The sequence below is a fragment of the Ruegeria sp. CF3 genome (assembly GCF_056537365.1).
Map to the genome: position 1 here is coordinate 377,403 of NZ_JBQFRK010000003.1, position 26,835 is coordinate 404,237.

Consider the following 26,835-nt stretch of genomic DNA (forward strand, 5'->3'; position numbering starts at 1 on the left):
AACTTTGCAAACCCTTTCGCGCAAGCCGTCTACAGACCCAATTGCCGTTCGCGCCAGATAACAACGCTGATCGCGCAGATTGCCAGGGCGGCGGTTGCCAGCATCAGCCAAAGCAGAGGCATCGCGCCTGTCTCATGCGTCAGCAATGCGCCTGCCAATGCGCTGAGTGCCGCGCCGCCGCCCAACATGATTGCACCGCTCAGGCCAGATGCTGTGGCCGCCAGATGCGGGCGGACCGAAAGCGATCCGGCAGTCGCATTCGGGATCGCCATGCCGTTACCCAACCCGACGAAGGTCATCAGGCCAAAGAAGCTGAGCGCCGTTCCCAAATCCACTAGGAACAACAAAGCTGATAGGGCCACGCCAATTGCATTCAGCCAGCATCCCCAACGCACCATTCGGTTGACGCCGAAGCGAACCGAGAATCGACCGCTGATGAAGTTACCGAAGAAATAGCCAATCGCAGGCGCGCCAAAGTAGATGCCGACCTCGGCGGCTGTCATGCCGAAAACTTCGGTCCCGATATAGGGTGCGCCCCCGAGATAGGCAAAGAACGCGCCTGAAGAGAAAGCTGAGGACAGGGAATAGCCCCAGAAGCGGGGCGATTTCAGCAATTCAGGATATTCGCGAAATTGCTGCATCAGTGTTTTGCCGCTTGCGGCGGCGGTTTCGCCAAAATCTTGGTAGGTCAGCACCAGCGCTAGCGCCGCAAGGGCAAAGGGTAGCCAGAAATTGGCTTTCCAGCCAAAAGTTTCTTCGAGAAGCCCGCCGACAGCAGGGCCGATCATCGGGACGACTGCCATCCCCATGGTGACATATCCGAGCATCGAAGCAGCCTGGTCCTGTTCGTACATGTCCCGCACAGCCGCACGACTTAAGACAATACCAACGACAATGACGGCCTGAAACATTCTGAAGGCCAGAAAGGTCTCGACATTTGGGGCGTATATACACCCCAGCGTTGCAAGCAGAAAAAGGGCGAGTCCCCACAGCAGTACAGGCCGACGTCCGGCCTTATCGGCAATGGGTCCTATTAAGATTTGCAGTGCCGCGTTGACCAGAAGATAAAGCGCGATCGAAAGCTGCATCACCTTGTAATCAGTCTGAAAATACGTCGCCATAAAGGGAAGGCTGGGCAGATACAGATTCATGCTCAGTGCCGACAATCCTGACAACAAAACGAGTGTTGCAAGCGTGGGGGGCGTGCGGCTGACAGAGGGTGAACTGAACTGCATGGTTTACCTTTAGACCCTGATCGCAGGAAATGCCATCGGCAGTTTGGCTTGTTGTGTTAATTAACAAATTTGCAGTTATCTCAAATAGTGTTGCCAAATATTTGCAAATTTGCCGAAAACTTCTTTGGCCGCCGATCCCAACTCGTTATGGTCGCGCAAATTCTCTTGGGAGACTACCGACATGAAAGACATCCTTTCCGAGCTCGAAGGCCGTCGCAACAACGCGCGATTGGGTGGCGGGCAAAAACGCATCGACTCGCAACACGCCCGCGGAAAGCTGACGGCACGCGAACGGATCGAGTTGCTGGTAGACGAAGGCAGCTTTGAAGAGTTTGACATGTTTGTCAGCCATCGCTGCACTGATTTCGGGATGGAGAAACAAAAGCCTGCTGGTGATGGGGTGGTCACAGGCTGGGGTACGATCAATGGTCGAATGGTCTACGTCTTCAGCCAGGACTTCACCGTATTCGGTGGCTCTCTGTCAGAAACCCATGCGCAGAAGATTTGCAAGATCATGGACATGGCAGTTCAAAACGGAGCGCCGGTGATCGGGATCAACGACTCGGGCGGCGCGCGGATTCAGGAGGGCGTCGCTTCATTGGCCGGATATGCTGAGGTGTTCCAGCGTAATATCATGGCCTCAGGCGTTGTTCCGCAGATCAGCGTGATTATGGGGCCGTGCGCAGGTGGTGCGGTTTACAGTCCTGCAATGACCGACTTCATCTTCATGGTCAAAGACACCTCGTACATGTTCGTGACCGGCCCAGACGTTGTAAAGACCGTCACCAATGAGGTCGTGACGGCGGAGGAACTGGGAGGGGCTTCAACCCACACCAAAAAGTCGTCGGTCGCTGATGGCGCGTTTGAAAACGATGTGGAGGCGCTGGCCGAGGTGCGCCGTCTTGTCGATTTCCTTCCGCTCAACAATCGCGAGAAACCGCCGGTTCGTCCGTTTTTTGACAGCCCTGACCGGGTCGAGACATCGCTGGATACGCTGATCCCGGACAATCCGAACATGCCGTACGACATGAAGGAACTGATCACCAAAGTGGCGGATGAGGGTGATTTTTACGAGATTCAGGAAGACTACGCTAAGAACATCATCACCGGTTTTATCCGGCTTGAAGGGCAGACCGTGGGCGTCGTGGCCAACCAACCCATGGTATTGGCAGGATGTTTGGACATCGATAGTTCCCGAAAAGCGGCCCGGTTCGTGCGGTTCTGTGATTGCTTTGAAATCCCGATCCTGACGCTTGTTGATGTTCCGGGCTTTCTGCCGGGCACTTCGCAGGAGTATGGCGGCGTGATCAAGCACGGCGCGAAACTGCTATTTGCTTATGGCGAAGCGACCGTGCCAAAGGTCACCGTAATCACGCGTAAGGCCTACGGTGGCGCGTATGATGTTATGGCCTCCAAACACCTGCGCGGCGACTTCAACTATGCGTGGCCCACGGCTGAGATCGCGGTGATGGGCGCAAAGGGCGCGACCGAAATCATCCACCGCGCCGATCTGGGCGACGCCGACAAGATTGCGAAACACACTCAGGACTACGAGGACCGGTTCGCAAATCCCTTCGTCGCGGCCGAGCGCGGCTTTATCGACGAGGTGATCATGCCACAATCGACCCGCCGCCGTGTATCACGTGCATTTGCGAGCCTGCGCGGTAAGCAACTGAAGAACCCTTGGAAAAAGCACGACAATATCCCGCTGTAAATGCCCGCCGAGGAGGCCCGAGCCGTAAATGCCCCGATTGACCGGACATAAGACCGTGCAGGTTGCAACCACTCTGCACGCTCCCCCGGAGGAAGGAGGCCGCCGCTGGCGGATCCGGGGATGCGCCGGGGTTATTACGTTGCTGGTCGGAGTAGGTTCGGCGCTGGCCTCAAACCTGCTGCCCGTGCCATCGGGTCAACCGGTCGAGCTTAGCGATGTGCTTCTGGACACCAATCCGGGTGAGCTTTGGGTGCGGTTTCGGTTCATTGCACCCAAGATCGGATCGACTGCAGGTCGTATCACATATGATGTCGCCGTAGTCGACATGGAGCATTTGTGTGAAACACTGGCGGTGCCTTACGTGGCCCAGCACGAATTGCAGCCTGCCCGGATCGTGATTTCGTTTTCGGACAGACCGGTGGCGTTCGGCACCTCCGAACCTGACGCAACGCAATTCTTCGAAGCCTACCGGCTGGATCAATCCCGGTGTATCTGGGAGGGGCTCTGACCATGAACCAACAATGTCACGGTCTCAGAGTGTCCCGATACAGTGATGCAGCTCTGGAGGTTCGCATGATCACTTCAATCCCGCAGGCATGTCCGATGGCCTGCCATATCTGGAACTTGTCCGTTGAGGTTTCGCAATGCTGAAACATCGCGGTTTCCCCGGACGTTTGCCCGGAACAGATTTCCAGTTCACCATTCGGCGGGCCAATCCCAAGGGCGTTACGCCGCTGACCCAGCGAGAACGCTTTCGCGATCGCAAACCCGCCGACAAGCGCGCAGATGTCGCGTTTATTGAGGCGTTATGGGCGCACTTTGGTGATCAGCCCTTTGAGCGGGGCAATCTGGACGCGGGCCGTCTAAGTTGGCTGTTCGGGCGCGAGGTTGTCGCCGCCGAAGACCCGTTTGATCCTGCAAGCTATGATGCTCTGCTGGTGATCAATCTGGACGCCGCGCGCCAATCTTTCCCTGACGTGTTCGACGGAGTGCGCTGATTGTGACCGGGGCTGCCGCACATAACACTCAGATGATCAGTGACACTGGAACCCTGCCCACTAATGGGCAGGGTAGGCTGTTTTCATCAGAAGTTGAGTTGCGCGGCCAACTGGACACGATTGCCGTCGAATGTGTCGCCGGAAATTGTATCGTTCCGCTCTCCATAGATGTATTCGGCGCTGAGCGTCAGGTTGTCTGTCGCCTTGTAAAAGGCATTGACGTGGATCGTCTCAAGCTCGGTGAACGACAAAGTACCGGTCGATGTAGGCAGGTCGTAGTCTTCCTTGCCATAGGCGATGCCGACGTTCCATTTGGAACTCAGGTCCTGACGGAATTCGATGGTGTAGCCATCAACATCGTTGGCCTGACCCCCGACGACTGCGTCACCCAAGCCGATCAGGTAGGGGCCAAGTGCCTCGCCGTTGACATAGTTGACCTGAAACAACCCACCTTCCCACGGTCGGATCGAGCCCGACAAAGAGAAACCGGTCTGATCGACCTCGACGTCGCCGGATTGCGCCTTGCCGTAGAGCGCCGAGGCACGAGCGATGTATTTGCCATCGTTGTATTCGACCGAACCAGTCAGCACGGGATCATCCGAATCCGAGCCGCCGACGTTTTCTTCAACGGAAACGGCGAAGGTGGTATTCGATCCGATATTGTTGGTGTAGCGCACCTGCGGTACGCGCGCGAAAGCGATCCCGACCGGCCCGTTAAATTCCACCGAGGTCGGGTAGGTGTCCAGAGGTTGGAAATTGGTCCAGTATTGTCCGATCAGCCATTGTTCCCCAATTCGGATATTGGCATGACGAATTCGGAATTCGGCGGTTCCGTCCGAGCCGAAGGCATCGACTTCGATCTGGCCCTGAATGTCACCGATTCCCGAAGGCGTGCTGGTGCGCAGCCCGATACGAGACTGACGGACTGTGGCGCCAAACGTACCATCTGTCTCGGCCGAGGGTTCACCAATCACGTTTACGAATGCGGTGTCGCCCTGATCGTATTCGAAGTCATAGAAGAAGTCGGCTTTGACATAACCGTAGACGTCCAGAGTGGTGTTGCCGATCTGCAGATCCCCAGTACCAGACCCGGGATTGGAGGATTCCAGCGCTTCGACCCGGGCGCGCAGTGCATCCAGTTCAGCCTGAGTTTGTGCATCTTGCGCCAAGGCTTGCATACCGGTCACGGAAAGCGCGCTGGCAGCAAGCAAGATAGCAGTTTTACCCTTTGTTATCATATGGATAGTTCCTTGTGTGCGAGTGTGCAGGGGCACCGTTCCACGCAACTGAATTCTTGGGAAATCACCAAGTTGAGAGAAGATGCTCTCAATTTTTCAAGCAAAAGTGTCGGTAGACATGTGACGTTTCACACTGCGGTGAAACCGGAATCTAAGTTACTGTCACCGGAAGGATTTTTGCGTGAGTTTGTAGTGATGTTGCGTGAGGTGCCTCGCGCACTGCCTCGCTACAAGTCTTCGATTTGTAACAGGAACGTGACGGATTTCAGACGTAGTCGTCGCTGTCCGGGCGATTACGACGTCGGCGCAAATCTGCGTGGTGCCGCGCTGGATGGGCAGGTTTCAGCCGGAATCTCAGATGGAAACAATAACTGGTTGGCGGCCAGAATTGTGCTGTGCACAGTGATTGGGCCGTGCGGCTCTACTTTGCCTGCGTCGCACAAGCACCTACTATTCCGTACCCCTTCCTTCCGCGGGCAGGCTTGTGTTCCCCACAGAGTTCTGTCCGCGGTTTTCTTTTTGTCAGGATTGGACAAAAAGCGGCAAAAACCTGCGCAATTCGCAAGTTTGTGGTCCGTGTTATTGCATAACAAGGCGCGAAATCGGCATCTGCTCTCAAAGACTGCAAAAAATCTAGAAGGGCAGAAACCATGCGAATCAAACGAATTTCCCTTGCGTTGGCAACCTGCGCGGGTTTGGCGGCCTGCGGTGGCTCGACCGGCGAACAGGCGATCCTTGGCGGCGGTGCGGGGGCTCTGGGGGCGGCGGTCCTCAGTGCAGATCCGCTGCTTGGGGCGGCAGTTGGGGCTGCGGGCAACGTGCTTTACTGCAAGACCCAGAACAACTGTAACTAAAGCTGAATTTAACGGGGCTGGAAAAGTCCCGTCCGTCATTGCGCATCACGCCGTCGTGGGGTCAACGCCCCGCGGCGGCGTTTTGCGTTTCCAGAACATCAAGCCAAAGGACGTTCCATGTTCAACAAGATCCTGATCGCAAACCGGGGCGAGATTGCCTGCCGGGTCATCAAGACCGCCCGCAAGATGGGCATTGGCACGGTTGCCATCTATTCAGATGCTGACAAGAACGCCCTGCATGTTTCAATGGCGGATGAGGCCGTGCATATCGGCCCGCCGCCCGCCAACCAGTCATACATCGTCATCGACAAGGTGATGGATGCCATCCGTAAAAGCGGCGCGCAGGCGGTCCACCCCGGTTATGGCTTTCTATCCGAGAACTCCAAATTCGCCGAGGCGCTGGATGCCGAAGGCGTCGCCTTTGTCGGCCCCCCGGTCGGTGCGATCGAAAGCATGGGGGACAAGATCACCTCGAAGAAGATCGCGCAGGAGGCCGGGGTTTCGACGGTGCCCGGTTACATGGGCCTGATCGAAGACGCCGATGAGGCGGTGAAGATTTCGAACGACATTGGCTATCCGGTGATGATCAAGGCCAGCGCAGGCGGCGGTGGCAAGGGCATGCGGATTGCGTGGAATGACGAAGAGGCGCGGGAAGGTTTCCAGTCATCCAAGAACGAGGCCGCGAACTCCTTCGGCGACGACCGGATTTTCATCGAGAAATTCGTGACTCAGCCGCGCCATATCGAGATTCAGGTGCTCTGTGACAGTCACGGCAATGGCATCTATCTCGGGGAACGCGAATGCTCGATCCAGCGCCGGAACCAGAAGGTTGTGGAAGAGGCGCCATCGCCCTTTCTTGACCCCGAAACCCGTAAGGCGATGGGCGAACAGGCCGTCGCGCTTGCCAAAGCGGTGGACTATGCCAGTGCCGGTACGGTGGAATTCATCGTGGATGGCGAAAAGAACTTCTACTTCCTCGAAATGAACACCCGCCTGCAGGTGGAACACCCGGTGACCGAACTGATCACTGGTGTCGATCTTGTCGAACAGATGATCCGTGTGGCCGCTGGTGAAAAACTGTCGATCACGCAGGATGACGTCACCCTGACAGGCTGGGCGATTGAAAACCGTCTTTATGCAGAGGACCCGTATCGTGGCTTCTTGCCCTCGATTGGCCGCCTTACCCGTTATCGCCCGCCGCAGGAGGTCGCAGCCGGCCCGCTGCTTGTGAATGACAAATGGCAAGGTGATACGCCTAAAGGGGATAGCGCTGTGCGTAACGATACTGGCGTCTATGAGGGCGGCGAGATCAGCATGTATTACGACCCGATGATCGCCAAGCTGTGTACTTGGGCACCGACCCGCGAACAGGCGATTGAAGCCATGCGCGTGGCGCTGGACAGTTTCGAAGTCGAAGGCATCGGTCACAACTTGCCATTCCTGTCAGCGGTCATGGATCACCCGAAATTTGTAAGTGGTGACATGACGACCGCTTTCATCGCCGAGGAGTATCCGGACGGGTTCGAAGGCGTCGACCTTCCCGAAGAAGATCTGCGTCGCATCGCAGCCTCGTGCGCTGCCATGCACCGGGTTGCCGAAATCCGTCGCACCCGCGTATCGGGCCGGATGGACAACCATGAACGGAAAGTCGGCAAACGTTGGAATGTCGCTCTGCAAGGGCAGGATTTCAGCGTCAAGGTTAAGGCTGACAAACAGGGCGCGACTGTCAAATTCAAAGACGGGTCAGCTCTGCGAGTGTCCTCTGACTGGACGCCGGGTGACCAACTTGCGGTGTTGGACGTGGATGGCAGCCCGTTGGTCTTGAAGGTTGGAAAGATATCGGGCGGGTTCCGTATCCGAAACCGAGGGGCTGACCTCAAGGTACATGTGCGCACCCCGCGTCAGGCCGAACTGGCCCGCCTGATGCCCGAGAAGCTGCCGCCTGATACATCGAAAATGCTGCTCTGCCCAATGCCGGGCTTGATCGTGAAGATTGATGTGGAAGTAGGTCAGGAGGTGCAGGAAGGTCAGGCACTTTGTACCGTTGAGGCGATGAAGATGGAGAACATCCTGCGCGCCGAGAAAAAGGGCGTTGTCTCCAAGATCAACGCGGGCCCCGGCGACAGTCTGGCCGTTGACGATGTGATCATCGAGTTCGAGTGATGATGCGCGCACCTGCGACATATCTTTCAAGGTTCCCAGCGGCTTCCGCCGGGATCTTGAAGCATGTCGCAGGTGCTCAGCCGCCCTCACGTCGTTCGCGGATTTCGCGTTCGCGCAAAGGCGTCTTGTCAATGGATCGGCCAATCTCACGCACGCTCCATGGGCTGGGTTTGCGCAGTTTGACGACACCATCCTTGTCGACAAACACCATCTGGAATCCACGTGGTCGCAGTTTTGATCGGATCGATGATCGCGCCGCCGGATCAGTATCGGTCAAGACAATCACGTCGCGATCCCGCATTGCGTCCTCGCCTTCGAGTAACATGTCAATCTGTTGCTGGAATCTTGGGTCTGCCGGGGTATCGGCAAAAACGACGATCGGGCGATGCGTCCAGAGAAAATCGCTTAGATCGCTGTCAGCTACTGGACGAACAAAGCTGTCATTCGCAGGGGCAGTCGCGTCGGCGGCCAAGGCGGCCAACGGGAATAGTGCCGAGAAAACAAAGGCAAGCGTGCGTGTCATGAGGCCTCCTGTTGTGATGAATATAGCCTCTGCTGGGGCGAATGCGACTGACGAAATGCGTGTGATCACCAAAAATTTGCTTCGTGGACGCCGCACCCACCCATGCGTATTTATCAATTTGCCTACAAAATGCGCCGTTCCCGCGGCCTTCGTGTGGGGAGAGTAGGCCGATGGAAGTGATCCTGCATTGCGGTGCACATCGATGTGCAAGCACCAGTTTCCAGAACTATCTGAGCCGGAACGTGCAGGTCCTTGCAGATCAAGGTCTGGCGTATTGGGGGCCGGAGCGAACACGCTCCAATGGCCTCAACAGCTTGAATAAACTGACGCCTGAGGTCTGTGATGGATTACGCCGCGAGTTGGACGTATGTCAGCAAGACGGCGCGACGCAGCTATTGGTCAGCCAAGAGAATTTCGTGGGCTCAATGGAGCGCAATATTGCCTTTGCCTCGCTCTATCCAGGTATGCAGGAACGTGGGCAGCTTTTGGCAAGGGCATTTGATGGAAGAGTCACTAAAATTGCTTTGAATATCCGCGCGTTGGATATGTATTGGTCTTCCGTGGCCGCCTATAAGTTCAAACGTGGCAGCGCCCCAATAGAGCCCACAAAGTGGACCCGCATCGCGCAAAGCAAGCGGAGCTGGCGAGACGTCATCACCGATATTAGCCACGCCTTCCCGGGCGTCCCATTGCTCGTTTTGCCGTTTGAGGAATTTGCGGGTCATCAACAGGCGCAGCTTCAGGCGCTGACGGGTCGCACCGCGCCCGAATTCAGCGATGGCCTTGCGTTGAATGCTGCGCCCAAACCCACGCCCCATGGTCTGACCGCTGAACAGGCGATGCAGCTTTGGGCTGATTATGCCGATGATCTGGAATGGCTTGCCTCGGGCGCCGATGGGAGGGCTGAACTGATCTGCCGGACAGATAGCAATGCACGCGGGGTCGCCCCCGCCGAAACCAGAATTGAACAGAGGAAATCGACATGACCGACACCAACGACTGGCAGGTGCTGGCTGAAAAAGAGCTGCGCGGCCGACCTTTGGGCGATCTGACCAAAGAGACGCTGGAAGGCATCGACGTCAAACCGCTTTATACTCAGGAAGACACGGCTGATCTGCCGCATATGGGCTCGCTTCCGGGCTTCGGTCCGTTTACGCGCGGCGTAAAAGCGACGATGTATGCGGGGCGCCCTTGGACGATCCGTCAATATGCAGGCTTCTCGACGGCTGAAGAATCGAATGCATTTTACCGCCGCAATCTGGCAGCCGGCCAGCAAGGTGTCTCGGTCGCCTTCGATCTGGCGACTCACCGGGGGTATGACAGTGACCATCCCCGTGTGGTGGGCGATGTCGGCAAGGCCGGTGTGGCCATCGACAGCGTTGAGGATATGAAAATCCTGTTCGACGGTATCCCGCTGGACAAGGTTTCGGTCTCAATGACGATGAACGGGGCGGTGATCCCGGTTCTGGCCAGCTTCATCGTTGCAGGTGAAGAGCAGGGGCATGACAAGGCCGTGCTCTCGGGCACCATTCAGAACGACATTCTGAAAGAGTTTATGGTGCGTAACACCTATATCTACCCGCCCGAGCCTTCGATGAAGATCATCTCGGACATCATCGATTACACTTCGAATGAGATGCCCAAGTTCAACTCGATCTCGATCTCCGGCTATCACATGCAAGAGGCCGGGGCGAACCTGGTGCAGGAACTGGCTTATACGCTGGCCGACGGGCGCGAATATGTGCGCGCAGCGACGGAATCAGGCATGGACGTGGACAAGTTCGCGGGTCGTCTGTCGTTCTTCTTTGCCATCGGCATGAATTTCTTCATGGAGATCGCCAAACTACGCGCTGCGCGCACCCTTTGGCATCGGGTAATGACCGAGTTCGGGGCGAAATCCGAACGGTCGAAAATGCTGCGAACTCATTGCCAGACCTCGGGCGTGTCGCTGCAGGAACAGGACCCCTATAACAACGTGGTCCGCACTGCCTATGAGGCCATGAGCGCGGTTCTGGGCGGCACACAGTCACTGCATACCAACGCACTGGACGAGGCGATCGCGCTGCCAACCGATTTCTCGGCACGTATCGCGCGAAACACGCAACTGGTGTTGCAAGAGGAAACCGGCGTGACCGATGTGGTCGATCCGCTGGCGGGCTCTTACTACGTCGAAAGCCTGACCAACGAGTTGGTCGAAAAAGCCTGGGCTCTTATGGAAGAGGTCGAGGAAATGGGCGGTATGACCAAGGCCGTTGCCAGTGGCATGCCCAAGCTGCGGATCGAGGAAAGCGCTGCGCGCCGTCAGGCCATGATCGACCGGGGCGAAGAGGTCATCGTTGGTGTCAACAAGTATCGCAAAGAGCAAGAAGACCCGATCGATATTCTGGACGTCGATAACGTGGCCGTGCGCGAAGCTCAGGTCGCGCGGCTGGAGCGTATCCGTGCAACGCGCGACGAGGCGGCTTGCCAACAGGCACTGGACGTCCTGACAACAACCGCCCGCGAGGGAGGTAACCTGCTGGCCGCCGCCGTCGAGGCCGCTCGAGCCCGCGCATCCGTAGGAGAGATCAGCATGGCAATGGAGAAAGAGTTCGGTCGTCACCGCGCCGAAGTGAAGACCCTGGCCGGTGTTTATGGGGCGGCCTATGAGGGTGACGAAGGTTTTGCCGCGATTCAGAATTCCATAGAAGAATTCGCCGAGGCCGAGGGGCGTCGCCCGCGTCTGCTGGTGGTCAAGATGGGGCAGGACGGCCACGATCGAGGGGCCAAGGTGATTGCCACTGCCTTTGCCGATATCGGGTTTGATGTGGATGTCGGCCCTCTGTTCCAGACGCCTGCAGAAGCCGCACAGGACGCGGTGGACAATGATGTGCATGTGATTGGGATCTCTTCGCAGGCTGCGGGGCATAAGACATTGGCGCCTCAGTTGGTTGAGGAACTGAAAAAGGCGGGGGCTGAGGACATCATAGTCATCTGCGGTGGGGTCATTCCGCAACAGGATTACCAGTTCCTTTACGATCACGGTGTGAAGGCGATCTTTGGTCCGGGAACGAACATCCCTGAAGCGGCACAAGACATCTTGCGTTTGATCGGCGAAGCCAAAACCTGACGCCGGCGCCAAGATTTTTCGTACGAAAAATCTTGTGATTTCGCCCCTTTGCGGAAAACATGCGACCAGACCCAAATGGTCTGGTCGTTTGTCATCAGGAGGCGTCTTCATGTTACTGGATCATCTGGCTGTTGCGGGCGAAACGCTTGAAGAAGCTTCTGACCATATCGAACAGGCGCTGGGCGTACGGCTTCAGGACGGCGGCAAGCATGAAAAATTCGGGACGTATAATCGACTTTTGGGCTTGCGGGATGGGCTCTATCTGGAGGCGATTGCGATCGACCCCGAAGCCTCCAAACCGCAAAGGACGCGCTGGTTCGATCTGGACCGGTTCACCGGATCACCCCGCCTGACCAACTGGATTTGCCGGGTTCCGGATATCGAAGCGTCACTGACCGTTTTCCCTGACGGCGTCGGACAACCTATCGATCTGAACCGAGGCGCGCTGCGCTGGCGTATGGCAGTCCCCCCAAGTGGACGTCTGCCATTTGACAACCTCTTTCCGGCGCTTATCGAGTGGCAGGGTGATCTGCATCCGGCGCAAATGCTTCAGGACAGTGGCTGCCGGTTACGCCGCCTTATAGTGTGCCATCCGGATGCAATCGACTTAGCCAAAGGTTTGGGGGCGTTGGAGAATGTCGCGTTTGACAGCGGCCCGGCTGCATTGCGCGCTGAATTCGAAACACCGCACGGGTTGCGCGTGCTGGAATGAACATCCGGCAGGCCAGAACCCAAGATGCACCTGCGATTAGGGCGATCGCAAACGCGATCATCAGAGATACGCTTATCACGTTCACCAACGATGAACGCAGCGTAGAAAGCGTGGCCGCAGAGATCGAAACCAAAGGCCCTGCTTTTCTCATCGCCGAGCGCAGTGGTGCCGTCGAGGGGTTTGCGACCTATGGCGCCTTCCGCTCGGGACCGGGATATGCGCAGTGCCGCGAACATTCGATACAGTTGGCACCCGAAGCCAGAGGCCAGCATGTTGGCCGTTCGTTGATGGAGGCTCTTGAAGCCATCGCGCGGGAGGATAACGTGCATGTCTTGGTGGCGGGCATTTCATCGGCCAACCCCGCAGCCATCGCCTTCCATAAGGCAATTGGCTTCAAGCAGGTGGGACGCATGCCTGAAGTGGGGTTCAAATGGGGGCAGCGGCTGGATCTTGTCCTGATGCAGAAAATACTCGGCCCGCAGTCATCTGTCGCACCTGACAGTCGTGACAAGGCACGCTAGGGTGCGCCCATGTCGATCTGGTCCAGAATAGCCGACGCGCTGAACGCGCTTGCCCAGGGCGAAAGCCTGACTGCGGTGTTTGAGAAACTGCGCACGCCGCCAGAACGTTCGGTGGCCTTTGCGATTGCTGTCGTGGCGCTTGGCGCCAAGATGGCCAAGGCCGACGGTCAGGTGACGCGGGATGAGGTGACGGCTTTCCGTGAAGTGTTTCAGATCGCGCCCGAAGATGAAGACGGGGCGGCCAAGGTCTTTGACATGGCACGGACAGACGTTGCTGGATATCAGGACTATGCCCGCCGGATTGCCCGCATGTTCGCCGAAGATAGCACCACCCTGTGCGATTTGATGGAAGGGCTGTTTCACATTGCTATGGCGGACGGGTTCTACCATCCGAACGAAAACGAGTTTTTGGAAGAAGTCAGCCGCATTTTCGGCCAGACCGACGCTCAGTTCATGGCCCTGCGCGCGCGTTTCGTACCGGATGCGCCGAAAGACCCCTATACGGTTCTGGGCGTTCCCCGCGACGCTCCTCTGACCGAAATTCGCAAGGTTTGGCGGCAACTGGTGCGAGAAACTCACCCCGATGCGATGCTGGCACGCGGCGTTCCGGAAGAGGCGGTGCGGCTGGCCGAGAAAAAGATGATCGACATCAACCGCGCCTGGGATGAAATCAACGGCGCTCGGGTCTGATCCGTGCGGTTGGCGACCTACAATATCGAATGGTTCGCCAACCTGTTTGATCGCAATGACAGCCTGATTGTCGATGGCAGCTGGTCAGGGCGTCACTATGTGACCAAGGCCCGGCAGGTTGAGGCGATCGCAAAGGTGCTGACGGCGATCGATGCCGATGCGATGCTGATCGTCGAAGCCCCCAACACAGGCAAGTCTCAGAATACCGTCCGTGCCTTGCAGCGATTTGCCGAGGCGTTCGGTCTGCGTACAAGCCATGCAATCATGGGATTTCCCAATGATACACATCAGGAATTGGCCCTGCTTTATGATCCCGAAATTCTTACAGCCAAACACGACGCAAGGGAGGCCGAGAACGCGCCGCGTTTCGATGCCGAGTTCCGGATCGACCTGGATGTGGATGCGACCGAGGATCTTGTGCGGTTTTCAAAGCCTCCGATGGAATTGGCGATCCAAACAACCTCAGGGCAGGAGTTTCGACTGATCGGGGCGCATCTGAAGTCCAAAGCGCCCCATGGCGCTGCATCGCGGGATGAGATGATACGAATTTCGATTGCCAATCGCCGTAAGCAGTTGGCGCAGGCGGTATGGCTGGGTCGACGGGTCCGACATCATTTGACGGAGCAAGAGCCGGTGATTTTGCTGGGCGATCTCAATGACGGACCCGGACTGGATGAGTTCGAACACCTCTTCGGTCGATCGTCGGTCGAGATATTGTTGCAGGCGGGGCTCTATGATCCTCATGCAGCAAGGGCATTGGAACTGCGCCCCGGTTCCGTCCCAGCAACTGCACGATTTGCGCGGCCGAATGAGGGACGGTATCTTGAGGCGTTGTTGGACTACATCATGATTAGCGAGGATTTGCGCGCCCACCACCCGAACTGGCGCATCTGGCATCCGTTTCGCGATGCCGCCTGCTGGGGCAACCCCGAGCTGAGGGATGCCTTGCTAACCGCATCCGACCACTTCCCGGTGACGTTGGATATCGACCTGTGACCTTTCAACACTCGGCACGCTCGCTTATATTCAAGCTATGCTACGTCTCATGCTGATCAGCGCTATTTGTACCGCCTTGGCCCTGCCTGCCCAAGCACAGGACGATTCGGGTAAGTCGCTGATGGAGCGGGGTGCCGAGTTGTTTCTGGAAGGCTTGCGGCAAGAGATGGAGCCCACGATCGAAGACCTGCGTGGATTTGCGGACCAATTTGGTCCGGCTTTGCAGTCTTTCATGCGGGAAATGGGTCCGGCGCTGGCTGAGTTGGCTGCTCAGGTGCAGGATTGGAGCGCGTATGAATCGCCCGAGATGTTACCAAACGGCGACATTATCATCCGCAAGAAGCCCAAAGATCAGCCCGAAGAAGTTGTGCCGGAAGAAGAGACTTCTAACGGTTATACCGATATCTGATTATCCGCGAATGATCACTTTGGGTTCTGATTTCAGCGCGCCGGCCAACGAGTTAAAACGGGCCTCGGCGACTTCGTTGAACAATGCGCCTGCCGATTTGGGCAGACGCAGTTCGAGCTTTTGTTTTTTGGGATAGTAACGCATCTTGCCCATGGCTGCGTCGTGCTGCATCCAAAGCATCGCTCCGAACCGTAGTGCTTTGCCCAGGATTTCGGCTTGTTCCTGGCCGCGTTCGTCGAGCAGTTCGTAAAGCTCGGTAAAGCGGCTCCCTTCGCGTTTGTTGCGATATCGGTGTTGCAAAGCGAGCCCGATAAAGATCCGCTCGGAATGTTTGATCCCGCTCATGTTGGCGCGGGTGACATATTCGAAACAAGCCTCGGCCCGGTAATCTGGATGCGCACGCCAACTGACGTCGTGCAGCAGACAAGCTGCCTTGATCAGGCGCAGCATCGGTTCCGGCGCCGAACGGAACAAGGGCATGACAAAATCGAACAGGTGTTTGCCGAAACCGGGCAAGCGCGCGTCTTTCGCTTCGGCAAACCGGCAGGCTTCGATCAAAGGATCCCGGTCGCGCAGGCGTTGCGGCATCTGTTCATACAGCAATCCTTCGCGGATGCCGTAGCTTGAAATCGCGATGTCCTTTGGTTTGAACGTGCGGATCAGGCGTGAAAGCACATCCATTGCATAGGGGATCAATGCCATACGCGATCCCGACACACCGGCCAATGCGCGCAATTCATCAGGATCATTCTGTTCGATGAACTTGATGGTCTCGCGTACCTGACTTTGTGTCATGCGGTATTCGTGCAGCACGTTCAGCGGATAGCCTCGGCGCAACATGTCCAGACGTGCGAAGGCGCGCCAACTGCCGCCGACCAGAAACAGCCGATCACGTTGAGGGCCCATCCGGTCGCGCATCTCTTCCAGCGTCTTCTTGATATGCTCCTTACGCGCCCGGCGACCGCCTTTGATATCGCGCAGCTTGAGCGGCCCCAGGGGCGAAGTCATGCGACGTCCGACCTTGCCGCCTCCGATCTCAGCGAGTTCGACGGACGAGCCACCGATGTCGCAGATCAGCCCATAAGCTCCGGGCCAACCCAGCAGCACGCCCTGAGCTGAGAGCCGTGCTTCTTCCTCGCCATCGACAACGTTGATGATCAGGCCGGTTTCGGCTTTTGCCTGCGCGCAGAAATCCGGTCCATCGCTGGCCTCGCGCACCGCAGCGGTGGCGACCGCGTGCAGGGCGGGCAGGCCGAGGTCTCTGGCAAGATGCTGAAACCTGTCCAAGGCAGCCAGCGCCCGTTTGCGACCTTCAGGGTTCAGTCGGCCGGTCTCTGACAGGCCGGCGCCCAGTTCGCACATCACCTTTTCATTGTAGAAATAGGCCGGTGAGCGCGCCGCGCCGTCAAAAATCACCATCCGGACCGAGTTCGATCCGATATCGACAACCCCGACCCGGGAAAGTGCACGGGCGCCCGGATCTTCGAACAGCGGCCTTCCGAACAGCCCGTGATCCGGGAAATCAGTCTCGGCAATCTTGGTCATGGTGTCCCCAGGTCTTTTGCGCGACAGGATGCGAGATCACCCTTGTCCGGTCAATTGCAGGCATCCGATTGTTCGGCTTCTGTGTTCAATAGACGCACCGCCAGCGCACGGGTGATGTCGCGTTTTTCGGTCAGCGCAATTTCGTCCAGCTGTTCGACGACGCGGGCGGCGGTTTCAAAGCTGCGATTCATGTGCTTGACCAGATAGGCTATGACATCCGGCCCCGGATTGAGCTGCCGGTCGGTGAATAGCTTCGCCAGCACTGCGCCCAGCAGCGCATCGTCCGGCCCTTCAAGCGACACATGATGCGCACCTTCGACCCGGCTTTGCAGGTCGGCCAGCGGCAGATGCCACAGTTTCGGCGTCGTGCGCCCAGTCATCAGCAAGGCGTGGCCCTCAGCCAGAACCAGATTGTGCAAATGGAACAGAGTTTTCTGCTGCTCGACGTCCGCCGCGATTACCGGTACATCTTCGACCGCCACCGGACCGCGCGCCAGGTCCGGCACGTCGTCATATCGAAGCGCGGCGGCTTGTACGATTCGACCGCCGGTCTCGCCGGCCCAGACATGCGCCAGATGGGTCTTGCCCGATCCCGCAGGGCCGCTCAGCACCAGTTTGTTGCCAGGCCATGAGGTGGCAGAGATCATCGCAACAGCCAGAGCATTAGCAGGCGAGACGAAAAAGTCTTCGCGGCCCAAGGCAGTCTTGGACGGCAGATCAAAACTGAGCTGCATGGCCATTTATTCGTCTTCCTGATTGAGCCCTTCAAGCCCGGTATATAGGCGGCTGTGCAGATACTGCTCGGTCGCAAACCGTGCCAGCACACCCAAGGCAGCCGCTACAGGTACTGCGATCAGCATTCCGACAAAGCCGAACAGCGCGCCGAAGACCGACAAGGCCAGCAGCAGCCAGACCGGGTGCAGGCCCACCGAACTACCGACGAGTTTGGGTGTCAGGAAGTTGCCCTCGGTCACCTGTCCGATAGCAAAAATACCGGCGACCAAACCGATATGTGCCCAGTCCCCCCAGAACTGAAACAGGGCCAGGCCTATGGCTAGGGTGCCTCCGATCAGGGCGCCCAAATAGGGGATGAAGGTTACCAGCCCTGCAATGAAGCCGACGATCAGGCCGAATTGCAGACCGACCAGCATCAATGCGACAGCATAGTAGGTGCCGAGGATCAGGCAGACGGTACCCATTCCACGCACGAATGAGGCAAGAACGGCGTCGATTTCACCAGCAAGTCGTTTGATCGTGGGGGCGTGATCACGGGGCAAGAGCTCTCCGATCCGGGTGATCATGCGATCCCAATCCATCAGCAGATAAACCGCGACAACCGGTACGATAACCAACAGGACGACAACATTTATCGCTGAACCCAATGAGGCCAGAACGGTTTGCAGCACATCGCCGGTTTTTGATTTCAGCGTCTCGCCAAATGACACCAGCATCTGGTGGGTATTTGATTCGCGATCGAGCAAAGCCGGGAATTGTTTCTCAATAAAGGCGCGCAGTTCTTTAAAAAGGCTTGGCAAAACATCAATCAGATCCAGTAGCTGTGTGATCAACGCGGGCACAACCATAAGAATCATCAAAACAAAACCAAACACGCCGACAACGGTAATGATCCCGGTCGCAGCCATGCGCGAAAGGCCGAGTGTTTCCAGGCGGTCCGCAACGGGATCAAGGAAATATGCAATCGCACCACCGATCACAAAGGGCAGCAAGACATCGCCCAACAGGTACAAAAGCAGCACGAAAACAGCGGCGGCAATGCCCCAGTATCTAAGCTGATCCTTCACCGGCAAGGCCATGGCGCAATCCCTCGTTTGCACAGCATTGCCGTGTTCTTGGCCCATGACGCCCGGCGATGCAAGCGGTTCATGGCGCGCGATTTTTATACCCTAGTCTGTCAGAGTACCCAGTTCCGGTGTCTCACCTGTGGCCATTTCATCAGGCCAGTTGGTGCGCCAGATTTCCGCCGACCAGTGTCCGCAATGTACCTTCGGGCGATCAAAGCCGGACAGGGCAGGCAGCAGTGGCGCAACCACCACATCGTGGCGCGGAACGGCGAAATAAGGGAAGGAATAGCGTTCACGCCCGGATCGATTAACCACGCGATGCGGGGTCGATTTCAACCGCCCGCCCGACCACAGTTCCAGCATGTCGCCGATATTGACCACGAAGCCGCCGGGCGGGCAGTCCGGTGTGATCCAGCCGCCGGTGCGGGTCTGCACCTCAAGTCCTCCGACCGGATCGGGAGCGATTATTGTCAGCGCGTCGGTGTCCTTATGCGGATGAATTCCATAGCCAAGCTCATCCGGGGATTGTGGCGGATAGTGTAGCAGGGTCATGTTGGTCATCGGGTCGCGGAAGGCGTCGCGTAGTGTGTTGGGCGGGATTTTTAACCCCACTTCCAATGCACCCAGCAAAAGATCTGTCACGCCATCAAGCTGTAGCCAGTAATCCAGTATTACCGCGCGGGCCTGGGGCACTTCTCGGGGCCAGATATTCGGGCCGTAAAGTGCGCATTCAACCCGGATCGGCGCATCTTCGGCTGCTTCGAAATGCAGCTTGTACCCTTCGTACTTATCCGCCGCGCCCGAGCCGTCATTGGGCGTGAAGAACCCCATCGGAATGTACCCACGATAGTTTTCGCGGGTGATGGCCTGATCCCATTTTCGGGCCTCGTCGATATCAAAGATCGCACTGACACACTCGCGCACCTGCTCGATGTGCTCAGGCGTGATGCCTGTCCCTGTGATCGACAGAAACCCGATGCTGGTGCAGGCATCCATGATCTGCGCGACCGTTGCTTGATACAGCGGACCAGAAGGATCAGTCAGCGGGCTGATATCTATGGTCGGAATATGCTCCATCAGTTAATTCTCACGCCTTGTCGTTCCAGTTCCTGATGCACAGGAACAAGGTTCATGCTGTCGAGATCTTGATTGCTTTTCAAGGATAACGCCGCAGCGATCCCTGCGCCCTGACCCATCACCGCGCAGCAGGACATGTTGCGCGTCGCGGCGTGAGCGACCCGATCCGCGCCATGGGACCGGCCCGCAACCAACAGGCCCTTGATCCCTTTGGGCAGCATCGAGCGATACGGAATCTGCATATATCGCCCCGTGGTCGGCAAGATCAGAATGCCGTAGCCATCGATGAATTCAGGGTAGATACCGATGGAATCCTCGAACCGGCCCTGATGACGCGCGTCATTTTCGGTCATGTTGTAGACAGCATCGATCTTGCGCGTATCCCGAATGCCGATGGTCATTCCGAAATTGCGTAGACGTGCGTTTTCGCAACCCGGCATGAAACGGCGAAGGGCATCAATGGCCAGCATCGCCTGTCGGCGGCCTTCGATTTCACCAAAGGTCAGGCTTTCGGGGTCGGTTCCATCGATCTGGTCCATATGAATCAGGTTCATATAGGTCAGTTCTCCGGTATCGTGCATCGCCCCCCAGGTCCCCGCGATCGTGTTCAAATGAGCCGGTATCAGGCCCTCATCAATCGCCTGCTGGAAGGGTTTCTTGACGAAGGGCGAGAACATGTCGTCCTCTTTGCCCGAGGTTTCGATATTCCATTCGCCTCCGCCACCCCAGTCTTTATAGGTCTGCGGGTCGGCTTTGACACCTTCAATAAAGGCCCGTTTGTCGACACCGGCCAGATGGAACATCACTGAGGCCGCCATCATGTCCTCGCGTGGCGTCTTGTGCGTCGGGGCGCCCGCGCGATGCGCTACATCTGCATCCCCTGTGGCGTCGATGACAACCTTGGCCAAGATCGCCTCACGCCCCGCTTTGGATTCGGTAATCACCCCAGTGATGCGATCCCCCTCCATGATCGGGGCGACGAATTGCCGGTGCAACATCGGATGGACGCCAGCCTCTTCAACCAGCTTGTCGGCCACCAGCTTGAAGCCCTCGCTGTCCAGTTCGTAGCTGAGCGATTGGCTTTCAGGCACTGCTGCACCCATCTCTTTGGCGCGGGTTTCGAACTCCATGCCGATGCCTCCGGCCTCGACAGTTTGTTCGTGGCGATACCAGGCAAAGCCTTCGACACCGACTGCCGTAATATTCCCACCCATGCAACCGAACCTATCCATCAAGGAAACTTCGGCCCCAGCGCGTGCGGCAGCCAGCGCTGCTGACAATCCAGCGGGGCCCGAGCCCACAACCAATACGTCTGTCTGATGAACAACGGGGATCTGGCGGGCGGGTTCGGTGATTGTTTGCATTGCTGCCTCGCGGTTTAACGTTTGCGCCAACATTGAAAACCCCAACGCTCGGGTCAATCAAAAAACCGACTGCGCATGGGTCGCAAAACACCGATGTGCGATTGCCCCCGGCTAGGCTTTGGAATAATCACCTTGCAGCGAAATTCTCACCCGTAAGGTTACGTTATGCGCCTCAGCCGTTACTTTCTGCCCGTTCTCAAGGAAAACCCCTCGGAGGCTCAGATCGTCAGCCACCGGCTGATGCTGCGTGCCGGGATGATCAAACAGGCCGCCGCCGGGATTTATTCCTGGTTGCCATTGGGCTTCAAAGTTCTGCGCAAGCTGGAGAACATTGTGCATGAAGAGCAGGCGCGGGCTGGGCACATCGCGATCCAGATGCCGATTCTGCAATCAGCCGACCTGTGGCGCGAATCCGGTCGTTATGACGATTATGGCCAGGAAATGCTTCGCATGCAGGACCGCCACGGTCGCGATATGCTGTACACGCCAACCGCCGAGGAACTGGTGACCGACATCTTCCGCGGCCACGTGAGCAGCTACAAAGACCTGCCGCTGACGCTCTATCAGATTCAGTGGAAGTTCCGCGATGAAATCCGCCCACGTTTCGGCGTGATGCGGGGGCGCGAGTTCTACATGAAGGACGGATACAATTTCGATCTGACCAAAGAAGACGCGCTGCACGCCTATAACCGCCACTTGGTCAGTTATCTGCGTACTTATGAGCGGATGGGTCTGCAGGCCATCCCGATGCGCGCTGATTCTGGACCTATCGGCGGTGACTACACGCATGAGTTCCTCGTACTGGCCGATACCGGCGAGTCCGAGGTCTTTTATGACAGCGCGGTCACCGATCTGACCTTCGGCGATCGTGAGATCGACTATGATAGCCGCGAACAGTGTCAGGCGATCCTCGAAGAGTTCACTTCTAAATACGCCCGAACGGACGAAACCCACGACGAAGCCCTGTTTGACCAAATCCCCGAAAACCGCCGCCGCGTGGCGCGTGGTATCGAAGTGGGGCAGATCTTTTATTTTGGCACCCAGTATTCCGAAGCTCTTGGAGCGACTGTGCAAGGCCCCGATGGCAAGCCGGTTCCGGTGCATATGGGCAGCCACGGCATCGGCGTTAGCCGCCTGATCGGTGCGATCATCGAAGCCAGCCATGACGATAAGGGCATCATTTGGCCCGAAGGCGTGACTCCATTCCATTGCGGCATTGTGAACTTGAAGCAAGGTGATGAAGAGGCGGACGCGGCGTGCGATAAACTCTACAGCGCGTTGACTGCGTTGGGGCTTGAGCCGCTTTATGATGATCGGAATGAACGGGCAGGGGGCAAGTTTGCCACCATGGACCTGATCGGTCTGCCGTGGCGCATCACAGTGGGCCCGCGTGGTCTGAAGAACGGTGTGGTCGAACTCACCAGCCGCCGTACCGGCGAAAGTGAGGAACTCAGCCCCGAAGCGGCCGTCACCAAGATCGCAGAAATCTATGAGGGCATCGCCTGAACAAGGCGGTGCAACCTTCGGCGGTTTAGCTCAGGAAGCTGAGGTCGGACGTGCGGTCAGGAAATCGCCGTCCGCTTCGCTGCCGCGTGCGACCACGATCGGGCGACCAAAGCGGCGTACAAGTTCCGCCAGTTCGAAGCCCAGAAACCGCAATCCACAGACGCGTTCGTCAGTGGCGCGATCCGTGATGCACAGCCGCCCCTGCCGGAAAGCAAGGCGATAGCCTTTGTCCCGCAGTATGTCGGCCAAACCGGCCCAGCTTGCTGCGCTTGTGAAAACTGGCCTGATCGCTGCCCGCAACAATGCGGCGCTTTCGCAATCCAGTTCTGTTGCTGCTGAACGGGCAGTAATCGGGCCCGTACCTTCCATATGTTCTTGAATACCCATGAGCGTGCCTCCGCCCTTAAACTCTTAAAATGTGTCCCCCACACAAATAGGGTGACAAAGTTTCTCACACTAATCAATTTGTGAAACAATATTTCGCACCTGAATGTTGCGATTGTGACTCAGTCGGGTGCTGATATCTCACATTGACTTCATAACTGAAACAATAAGCCCTTGTCTGTGAAGGGGTTCACAACCATTGGTATAATTTGCGGCCAGTGATTTCTCGCGCTGCCGGTGATGAGTTGGCGCTTGGGGCAAATGATTCGTTTCAAACTGTTCTTTTCGCCCCTTTATCGGGCGCAGTAACGCCGAACCGGTGTCCGCACGATAACTGGCTTGACCATCCGGCGAAATGTCGAAAGGGTCGCGAAAAATCTGAACCCGAGGCAGAAATGGCCAAATCTCCCCCGCCCTTTGCCCCTTTCGAATGGAAAATCGCCTGGCGATACCTCCGTGCCCGTAGGGCCGAAGGGGGCGTTAGCGTGATGACCTGGATCTCGCTGATCGGGATTACGCTCGCTGTGTTCGCTCTGATCGCGACGCTGGCTGTTCGGTCCGGATTCCGGTCAGAATTCGTGGGCACTATTCTTGGGGCCAACGCACATGTCACGGTGTATTCCGCCGGAGAAATCGATGCGCAGGGGCGGCTAGACCGCACCATCACGGAATTCGATGAAATGGCCGAGCGGATCGCGCAGGTGCCGGGGGTCGAACGGGCAGCACCGCTTGTCAAAGGGCAGGTGCTGATCACCAATGCGGACCGCAGTTCAGGCGTGCAGGTCTTTGGCATTCGTCCCGACGATCTGGCCGAGTTGCCCGGTATTGCAGAAAGCGAAGAGGCCTATGGTGACCTGTCCCGGTTCCCGGACGGCATCGCCATCGGCTCGGGCGTGGCGCGGGCCATCGGGGCGACGGTGGGGGATCGGGTCAAACTGACCTCGCCCAACGGTGTCAAAACCGCATTTGGCACATCTCCCCGCGTGAACGCTTATGAGGTGGTCTATGTCTTTTCTGCCGGGCGCTATGACATCGACCGCACGCGCGTCTACATGCCGTTTGCCGAGGCGCAAAGCTTCTTCAACCGTGAAGGCGTGGCGGACGAGATCGAAGTGATGGTCGAGCGCCCCGAAGAGTTGACCCCGATCCTGATTCCGATCCTTGAGGCCGCAGGTGAGCGCAGCCAGATCTGGACTTGGCAGGATGCCTCTGGAGGATTCCTGCGGGCGCTGGAGGTCGAAGACAATGTGATGTTCATCATCCTGTCGATCCTCGTGCTGATTGCAGCAATGAACATCGTCTCGGGGTTGATCATGCTGGTGAAGAACAAAGGGCGCGACATCGGTATCTTACGCACCATCGGGCTCAGCGAAGGATCAGTGCTGCGGGTGTTCTTCATTTGCGGGGCCTTTACGGGAATCATCGGAACAGCGATGGGCGTCGTACTGGGCTGCCTCTTCGCCATCTATATCGACCCGATTTTTTCCTTCGTGAATTACGTCATGGGCGGCGGCGTCTGGGACCCGTCCATTCGCGGCATCTACGCCTTGCCCGCCGAATTACACCTGTCTGACGTCATGAAAGCGATCGGGCTGTCACTTGGCCTGTCTTTCCTTGTCACCTATTTCCCGGCTCGTCGCGCAGCGCGGCTGAACCCGGTTGAGGCGCTGCGCTATGAGTGATGTGACTTTGAGGCTCAGCGGTCTGACCAAGACCTATCTGCAAGGCACCCCAGGAGAGGTGCAGGTTCTGCGCGGTGCCGATCTGGAGCTGCGCGCGGGTGAGGCTGTGGCACTGGTTGCGCCATCCGGGGCGGGCAAGTCGACCCTACTGCATATCGCGGGCCTGCTGGATACCCCGGATACAGGCGAAGTCGAAGTCGCGGGGCAGGGCGCGACGGGCAAAGGGGATCGCACGCGCACAGCGATCCGTCGGCGCGATGTTGGCTTCGTCTATCAGTTCCACCATCTGTTGCCTGAGTTTACGGCGCTGGAGAACATCGTGTTGCCGCAACTGGCAAACGGTGCTTCCGAGAAAGCAGCGCAAGCCCGTGCGATGCAGTTACTTGATCGCGTTGGCGTCGCTCCGCGCGCAGAGCACCGGCCAGCAGCCTTGTCGGGCGGAGAGCAACAGCGCGTGGCCTTCTGCCGGGCACTGGCAAATCAGCCACGTGTGCTGCTGGCGGATGAGCCGACCGGCAATCTGGACCCCGATACCTCGGATCAGGTGTTCGCGGCCCTTATGGCGCTGGTGCGGGATGAAGGGCTTTCGGCGCTGATCGCGACGCATAACCTTGATCTGGCGGCGCGGATGGACCGGATGTTGCGGCTGGAAGGGGGCGTGCTCAGGCCAGCTGAGTGATGGCGACCCCGATTGCCATTACTGCAATGCCTCCTGCCCGCATGAATGTCAGCGGCGTAACCTGAGCGCCGAACAGACCGAAATGGTCAATCGCAGCTGTGCTGATCAACTGGCCGAGCAAGACGAAAAACACCGCATTGCCCACGCCAAAATGTGGGGCCACATGGGTGATTGATAGCACATAGAAGGCGATTAATACGCCGCCCAGCAGCAGATGTTTGGGGGCTTGGGTGAGTTTGGCAAAGGCATCGGATCCACCGAGTAACAACAGCGCCAGCGCTGAAGCGACAAAGGCGATCGCGAACAGGACGACGGCGGCCGCATTGGGTGAGCCGATCAACCTGCCCAAGGCTGCATTCAGCGCGGCGAGGATGGGAACGCCGATCCCGGCGGCCAGCATGATGGCTGCGTATTGTGTCATTGCCTTTTGTCCCTGCGCCTATTTCGTTGATCTGGATCATTGCGTCAGCGCGACCTCCCGGCAAGTCTCGAATTGCAAGGCAGGAGGGAGAAAAGTGATGATCCGATCAATACTTGGCGCGGGCGCGCTGACTGTACTTACCATGATACCACAGGCCTCTTCAGCTCAGGACGTGGAGACCGGGGCCGAGCTGTATCAGCACTATTGCGCTACCTGTCATGGACTGGATGCAACAGGGCATGGGCCAATGGCCGGGGTGCTGGTGATCCAGCCGACAAACCTGAGAACGCTGGCCGATGCAAATGGTGTATTTCCGACAGCGCGCGTCGTAGCGCGGATTGACGGGCGCGAACCGTTGGTTAGCCATGGCAGCCCGATGCCGGTTTATGGCCCCTATTTCGAAGGTAACGACACCGCGATCAAAACGCCGGAAGGGCAGCCAATCCTGACCAGCAAGCCAATCGTGGATCTAGTGGCTTACCTGAAGACCCTGCAAGTAAACTAACAAGCTCAGCGACAGATACCATTAATCTCTGCGCCCGCCCAGGGTATCAGGACGGAGCTTTCGCGCCTGCTACCGGGCAATTTCGAGACTTCGAATTGGGCGCTTAGCATATCGTGCAGACGCTTGGTTCGAGGTGCGTCGGGGTCGAGCGCCCGGCAGCAAACATATTCCTCGACGATGGCGCCCTGCTGTTCGTAGCCATAGGCCAGAAAATCGGGCGAAGTATCAAGGTCGAACAGGTAAGGATCGTCCTTCCGGCCATGCTCTGCCGCAGCGCGGAACGGGTGATAACCAGTTGTCTTGCGATTTTGCCACTGCCAGACATGGGTTAATTCATGCGCAAGCAACATTGCCCCGATCAGGTTCACCTGATCGGGGTACTGGCTCATGTAGTCGTCCAGATACCAGTCCTTCGTGAAGTATACATGATTGAACAGCGCAACGCCCGCGGGTTTGCCGGTCACGGTTTCCTCTTTGACAGGTGGTAAGATTCGTTCACGGCAGGCAACCCGAGGGCGGGCTTTGCGGGTAAATGTAACCGCTGCGACGGGGGCACCCTCTACCAATCGCACACGATCCAGATTCAATGTGTCTCCGTGGATTTTACTGACAAATGCGCGCTCGTGATCGGTTAGAGGTCGACCACAGGCTACAAATAGAAACAGCAATGAAATCAACAGGGGGCGGATCATGGCATTGAGCCTAATG

The 26,835-nt window shown here is 57.6% G+C and carries 27 protein-coding genes; 16 read left to right on the forward strand and 11 right to left on the reverse strand.

The genetic code is table 11. The annotated features are described in order from the left end of the window. Positions 1-29: 29 nt before the first annotated feature. Complete coding sequence (locus ACR0KC_RS13465) at positions 30-1,235, reverse strand: multidrug effflux MFS transporter (protein ID WP_480706756.1); 1,206 nt, start codon at positions 1,233-1,235, stop codon at positions 30-32. Positions 1,236-1,416: 181 nt separating this feature from the next. Here ACR0KC_RS13465 and ACR0KC_RS13470 point away from each other — a divergent pair, with 181 nt between their 5' ends. From ACR0KC_RS13470 to ACR0KC_RS13480, 3 genes are all read left to right on the forward strand, one after another. Continuing rightward, on the forward strand, positions 1,417-2,949 hold the full coding sequence (locus tag ACR0KC_RS13470) for an acyl-CoA carboxylase subunit beta (protein WP_480771952.1): 1,533 nt from the start codon (positions 1,417-1,419) through the stop codon (positions 2,947-2,949). 28 nt (positions 2,950-2,977) lie between these two features. Further along, entirely contained in the window at positions 2,978-3,457 is a 480-nt protein-coding gene (locus ACR0KC_RS13475; RefSeq protein ID WP_480562390.1) for a DUF6497 family protein, read from the forward strand. Between the two features lie 136 nt (positions 3,458-3,593). Then, positions 3,594-3,947: a hypothetical protein gene (locus ACR0KC_RS13480; RefSeq protein WP_170392151.1), complete on the forward strand. Its 354-nt coding sequence runs from the start codon at positions 3,594-3,596 to the stop codon at positions 3,945-3,947. An 86-nt stretch (positions 3,948-4,033) separates the two neighbouring features. Here ACR0KC_RS13480 and ACR0KC_RS13485 read toward each other — a convergent pair whose 3' ends face one another. Further along, positions 4,034-5,185 (reverse strand): DcaP family trimeric outer membrane transporter, encoded by a 1,152-nt coding sequence (locus ACR0KC_RS13485; protein ID WP_480752420.1) that lies wholly within the window; start codon positions 5,183-5,185, stop codon positions 4,034-4,036. A 650-nt stretch (positions 5,186-5,835) separates the two neighbouring features. On the opposite strand from ACR0KC_RS13485, the gene ACR0KC_RS13490 reads away from it, so the two are divergent. Both ACR0KC_RS13490 and ACR0KC_RS13495 read left to right on the forward strand, forming a co-directional pair. Next, positions 5,836-6,039 (forward strand): hypothetical protein, encoded by a 204-nt coding sequence (locus ACR0KC_RS13490; protein ID WP_170392147.1) that lies wholly within the window; start codon positions 5,836-5,838, stop codon positions 6,037-6,039. Positions 6,040-6,156: 117 nt separating this feature from the next. Continuing rightward, on the forward strand, positions 6,157-8,202 hold the full coding sequence (locus ACR0KC_RS13495; RefSeq protein WP_480771953.1) for an ATP-binding protein: 2,046 nt from the start codon (positions 6,157-6,159) through the stop codon (positions 8,200-8,202). 76 nt (positions 8,203-8,278) lie between these two features. Here ACR0KC_RS13495 and ACR0KC_RS13500 read toward each other — a convergent pair whose 3' ends face one another. After that, entirely contained in the window at positions 8,279-8,725 is a 447-nt protein-coding gene (locus tag ACR0KC_RS13500; protein ID WP_170512329.1) for a DUF4174 domain-containing protein, read from the reverse strand. A 170-nt stretch (positions 8,726-8,895) separates the two neighbouring features. Between ACR0KC_RS13500 and ACR0KC_RS13505 the strand changes: the two genes are divergently transcribed. The 7 genes from ACR0KC_RS13505 to ACR0KC_RS13535 all read left to right on the forward strand — a co-directional run bounded on the left by ACR0KC_RS13505 (position 8,896) and on the right by ACR0KC_RS13535 (position 15,162). Beyond that, positions 8,896-9,711 (forward strand): hypothetical protein, encoded by an 816-nt coding sequence (locus ACR0KC_RS13505; protein WP_170594698.1) that lies wholly within the window; start codon positions 8,896-8,898, stop codon positions 9,709-9,711. Further along, complete coding sequence (scpA, locus tag ACR0KC_RS13510; protein WP_480771954.1) at positions 9,708-11,834, forward strand: methylmalonyl-CoA mutase; 2,127 nt, start codon at positions 9,708-9,710, stop codon at positions 11,832-11,834. Before ACR0KC_RS13505 ends, scpA begins: the two co-directional genes overlap by 4 nt. 109 nt (positions 11,835-11,943) lie before the next feature. Further along, positions 11,944-12,546, forward strand: a complete 603-nt coding sequence (locus ACR0KC_RS13515; protein WP_223116798.1) for a VOC family protein — start codon at positions 11,944-11,946, stop codon at positions 12,544-12,546. Continuing rightward, positions 12,543-13,067 (forward strand): GNAT family N-acetyltransferase, encoded by a 525-nt coding sequence (locus ACR0KC_RS13520; RefSeq protein ID WP_223116797.1) that lies wholly within the window; start codon positions 12,543-12,545, stop codon positions 13,065-13,067. Before ACR0KC_RS13515 ends, ACR0KC_RS13520 begins: the two co-directional genes overlap by 4 nt. A 9-nt stretch (positions 13,068-13,076) precedes the next feature. Continuing rightward, positions 13,077-13,757: a molecular chaperone DjiA gene (locus ACR0KC_RS13525; protein ID WP_170392133.1), complete on the forward strand. Its 681-nt coding sequence runs from the start codon at positions 13,077-13,079 to the stop codon at positions 13,755-13,757. Positions 13,758-13,760: 3 nt separating this feature from the next. Continuing rightward, entirely contained in the window at positions 13,761-14,753 is a 993-nt protein-coding gene (locus tag ACR0KC_RS13530) for an endonuclease/exonuclease/phosphatase family protein (protein WP_480771955.1), read from the forward strand. 49 nt (positions 14,754-14,802) lie between these two features. Then, complete coding sequence (locus ACR0KC_RS13535) at positions 14,803-15,162, forward strand: hypothetical protein (RefSeq protein WP_480436234.1); 360 nt, start codon at positions 14,803-14,805, stop codon at positions 15,160-15,162. Here the strand turns inward: ACR0KC_RS13535 and ACR0KC_RS13540 are convergent, their stop codons facing one another. From ACR0KC_RS13540 to ACR0KC_RS13560, 5 genes are all read right to left on the reverse strand, one after another. Next, entirely contained in the window at positions 15,163-16,707 is a 1,545-nt protein-coding gene (locus ACR0KC_RS13540) for a Ppx/GppA family phosphatase (protein WP_480771956.1), read from the reverse strand. A 50-nt stretch (positions 16,708-16,757) separates the two neighbouring features. Then, the gene (locus ACR0KC_RS13545; protein ID WP_480771957.1) at positions 16,758-17,447 is read right to left on the reverse strand and encodes an HdaA/DnaA family protein; all 690 of its coding nucleotides are present in this window, start codon (positions 17,445-17,447) and stop codon (positions 16,758-16,760) included. After that, complete coding sequence (locus ACR0KC_RS13550) at positions 17,448-18,521, reverse strand: AI-2E family transporter (RefSeq protein ID WP_170392915.1); 1,074 nt, start codon at positions 18,519-18,521, stop codon at positions 17,448-17,450. Between the two features lie 90 nt (positions 18,522-18,611). Further along, positions 18,612-19,586, reverse strand: a complete 975-nt coding sequence (locus ACR0KC_RS13555; protein ID WP_480706749.1) for an isopenicillin N synthase family dioxygenase — start codon at positions 19,584-19,586, stop codon at positions 18,612-18,614. After that, positions 19,586-20,983: an FAD-dependent oxidoreductase gene (locus ACR0KC_RS13560; RefSeq protein WP_480706748.1), complete on the reverse strand. Its 1,398-nt coding sequence runs from the start codon at positions 20,981-20,983 to the stop codon at positions 19,586-19,588. The genes ACR0KC_RS13555 and ACR0KC_RS13560 overlap by 1 nt, the downstream gene beginning before the upstream one ends. Before the next feature lie 132 nt (positions 20,984-21,115). On the opposite strand from ACR0KC_RS13560, the gene proS reads away from it, so the two are divergent. Next, positions 21,116-22,456, forward strand: coding sequence for a proline--tRNA ligase (proS, locus tag ACR0KC_RS13565; RefSeq protein ID WP_170818770.1), 1,341 nt, complete (start codon positions 21,116-21,118; stop codon positions 22,454-22,456). 30 nt (positions 22,457-22,486) lie between these two features. Here the strand turns inward: proS and ACR0KC_RS13570 are convergent, their stop codons facing one another. Next, complete coding sequence (locus ACR0KC_RS13570) at positions 22,487-22,843, reverse strand: hypothetical protein (RefSeq protein ID WP_170401488.1); 357 nt, start codon at positions 22,841-22,843, stop codon at positions 22,487-22,489. 392 nt (positions 22,844-23,235) lie between these two features. On the opposite strand from ACR0KC_RS13570, the gene ACR0KC_RS13575 reads away from it, so the two are divergent. Then, positions 23,236-24,522 carry a lipoprotein-releasing ABC transporter permease subunit gene (locus tag ACR0KC_RS13575; protein ID WP_170401484.1) on the forward strand — a complete coding sequence of 429 codons (1,287 nt, stop codon included), beginning with the start codon at positions 23,236-23,238 and terminating at the stop codon, positions 24,520-24,522. Continuing rightward, positions 24,515-25,201: an ABC transporter ATP-binding protein gene (locus ACR0KC_RS13580; RefSeq protein ID WP_480771958.1), complete on the forward strand. Its 687-nt coding sequence runs from the start codon at positions 24,515-24,517 to the stop codon at positions 25,199-25,201. Before ACR0KC_RS13575 ends, ACR0KC_RS13580 begins: the two co-directional genes overlap by 8 nt. Here the strand turns inward: ACR0KC_RS13580 and ACR0KC_RS13585 are convergent. Then, positions 25,185-25,622 (reverse strand): DMT family transporter, encoded by a 438-nt coding sequence (locus ACR0KC_RS13585; RefSeq protein ID WP_170818768.1) that lies wholly within the window; start codon positions 25,620-25,622, stop codon positions 25,185-25,187. The two genes, ACR0KC_RS13580 and ACR0KC_RS13585, sit on opposite strands and share 17 nt — an antisense overlap. A gap of 97 nt (positions 25,623-25,719) precedes the next feature. Between ACR0KC_RS13585 and ACR0KC_RS13590 the strand changes: the two genes are divergently transcribed. Continuing rightward, positions 25,720-26,127, forward strand: coding sequence for a c-type cytochrome (locus tag ACR0KC_RS13590; protein WP_170392112.1), 408 nt, complete (start codon positions 25,720-25,722; stop codon positions 26,125-26,127). Between the two features lie 5 nt (positions 26,128-26,132). Here ACR0KC_RS13590 and ACR0KC_RS13595 read toward each other — a convergent pair whose 3' ends face one another. Then, on the reverse strand, positions 26,133-26,819 hold the full coding sequence (locus tag ACR0KC_RS13595; protein WP_223116794.1) for a hypothetical protein: 687 nt from the start codon (positions 26,817-26,819) through the stop codon (positions 26,133-26,135). Positions 26,820-26,835 lie beyond the last annotated feature (16 nt).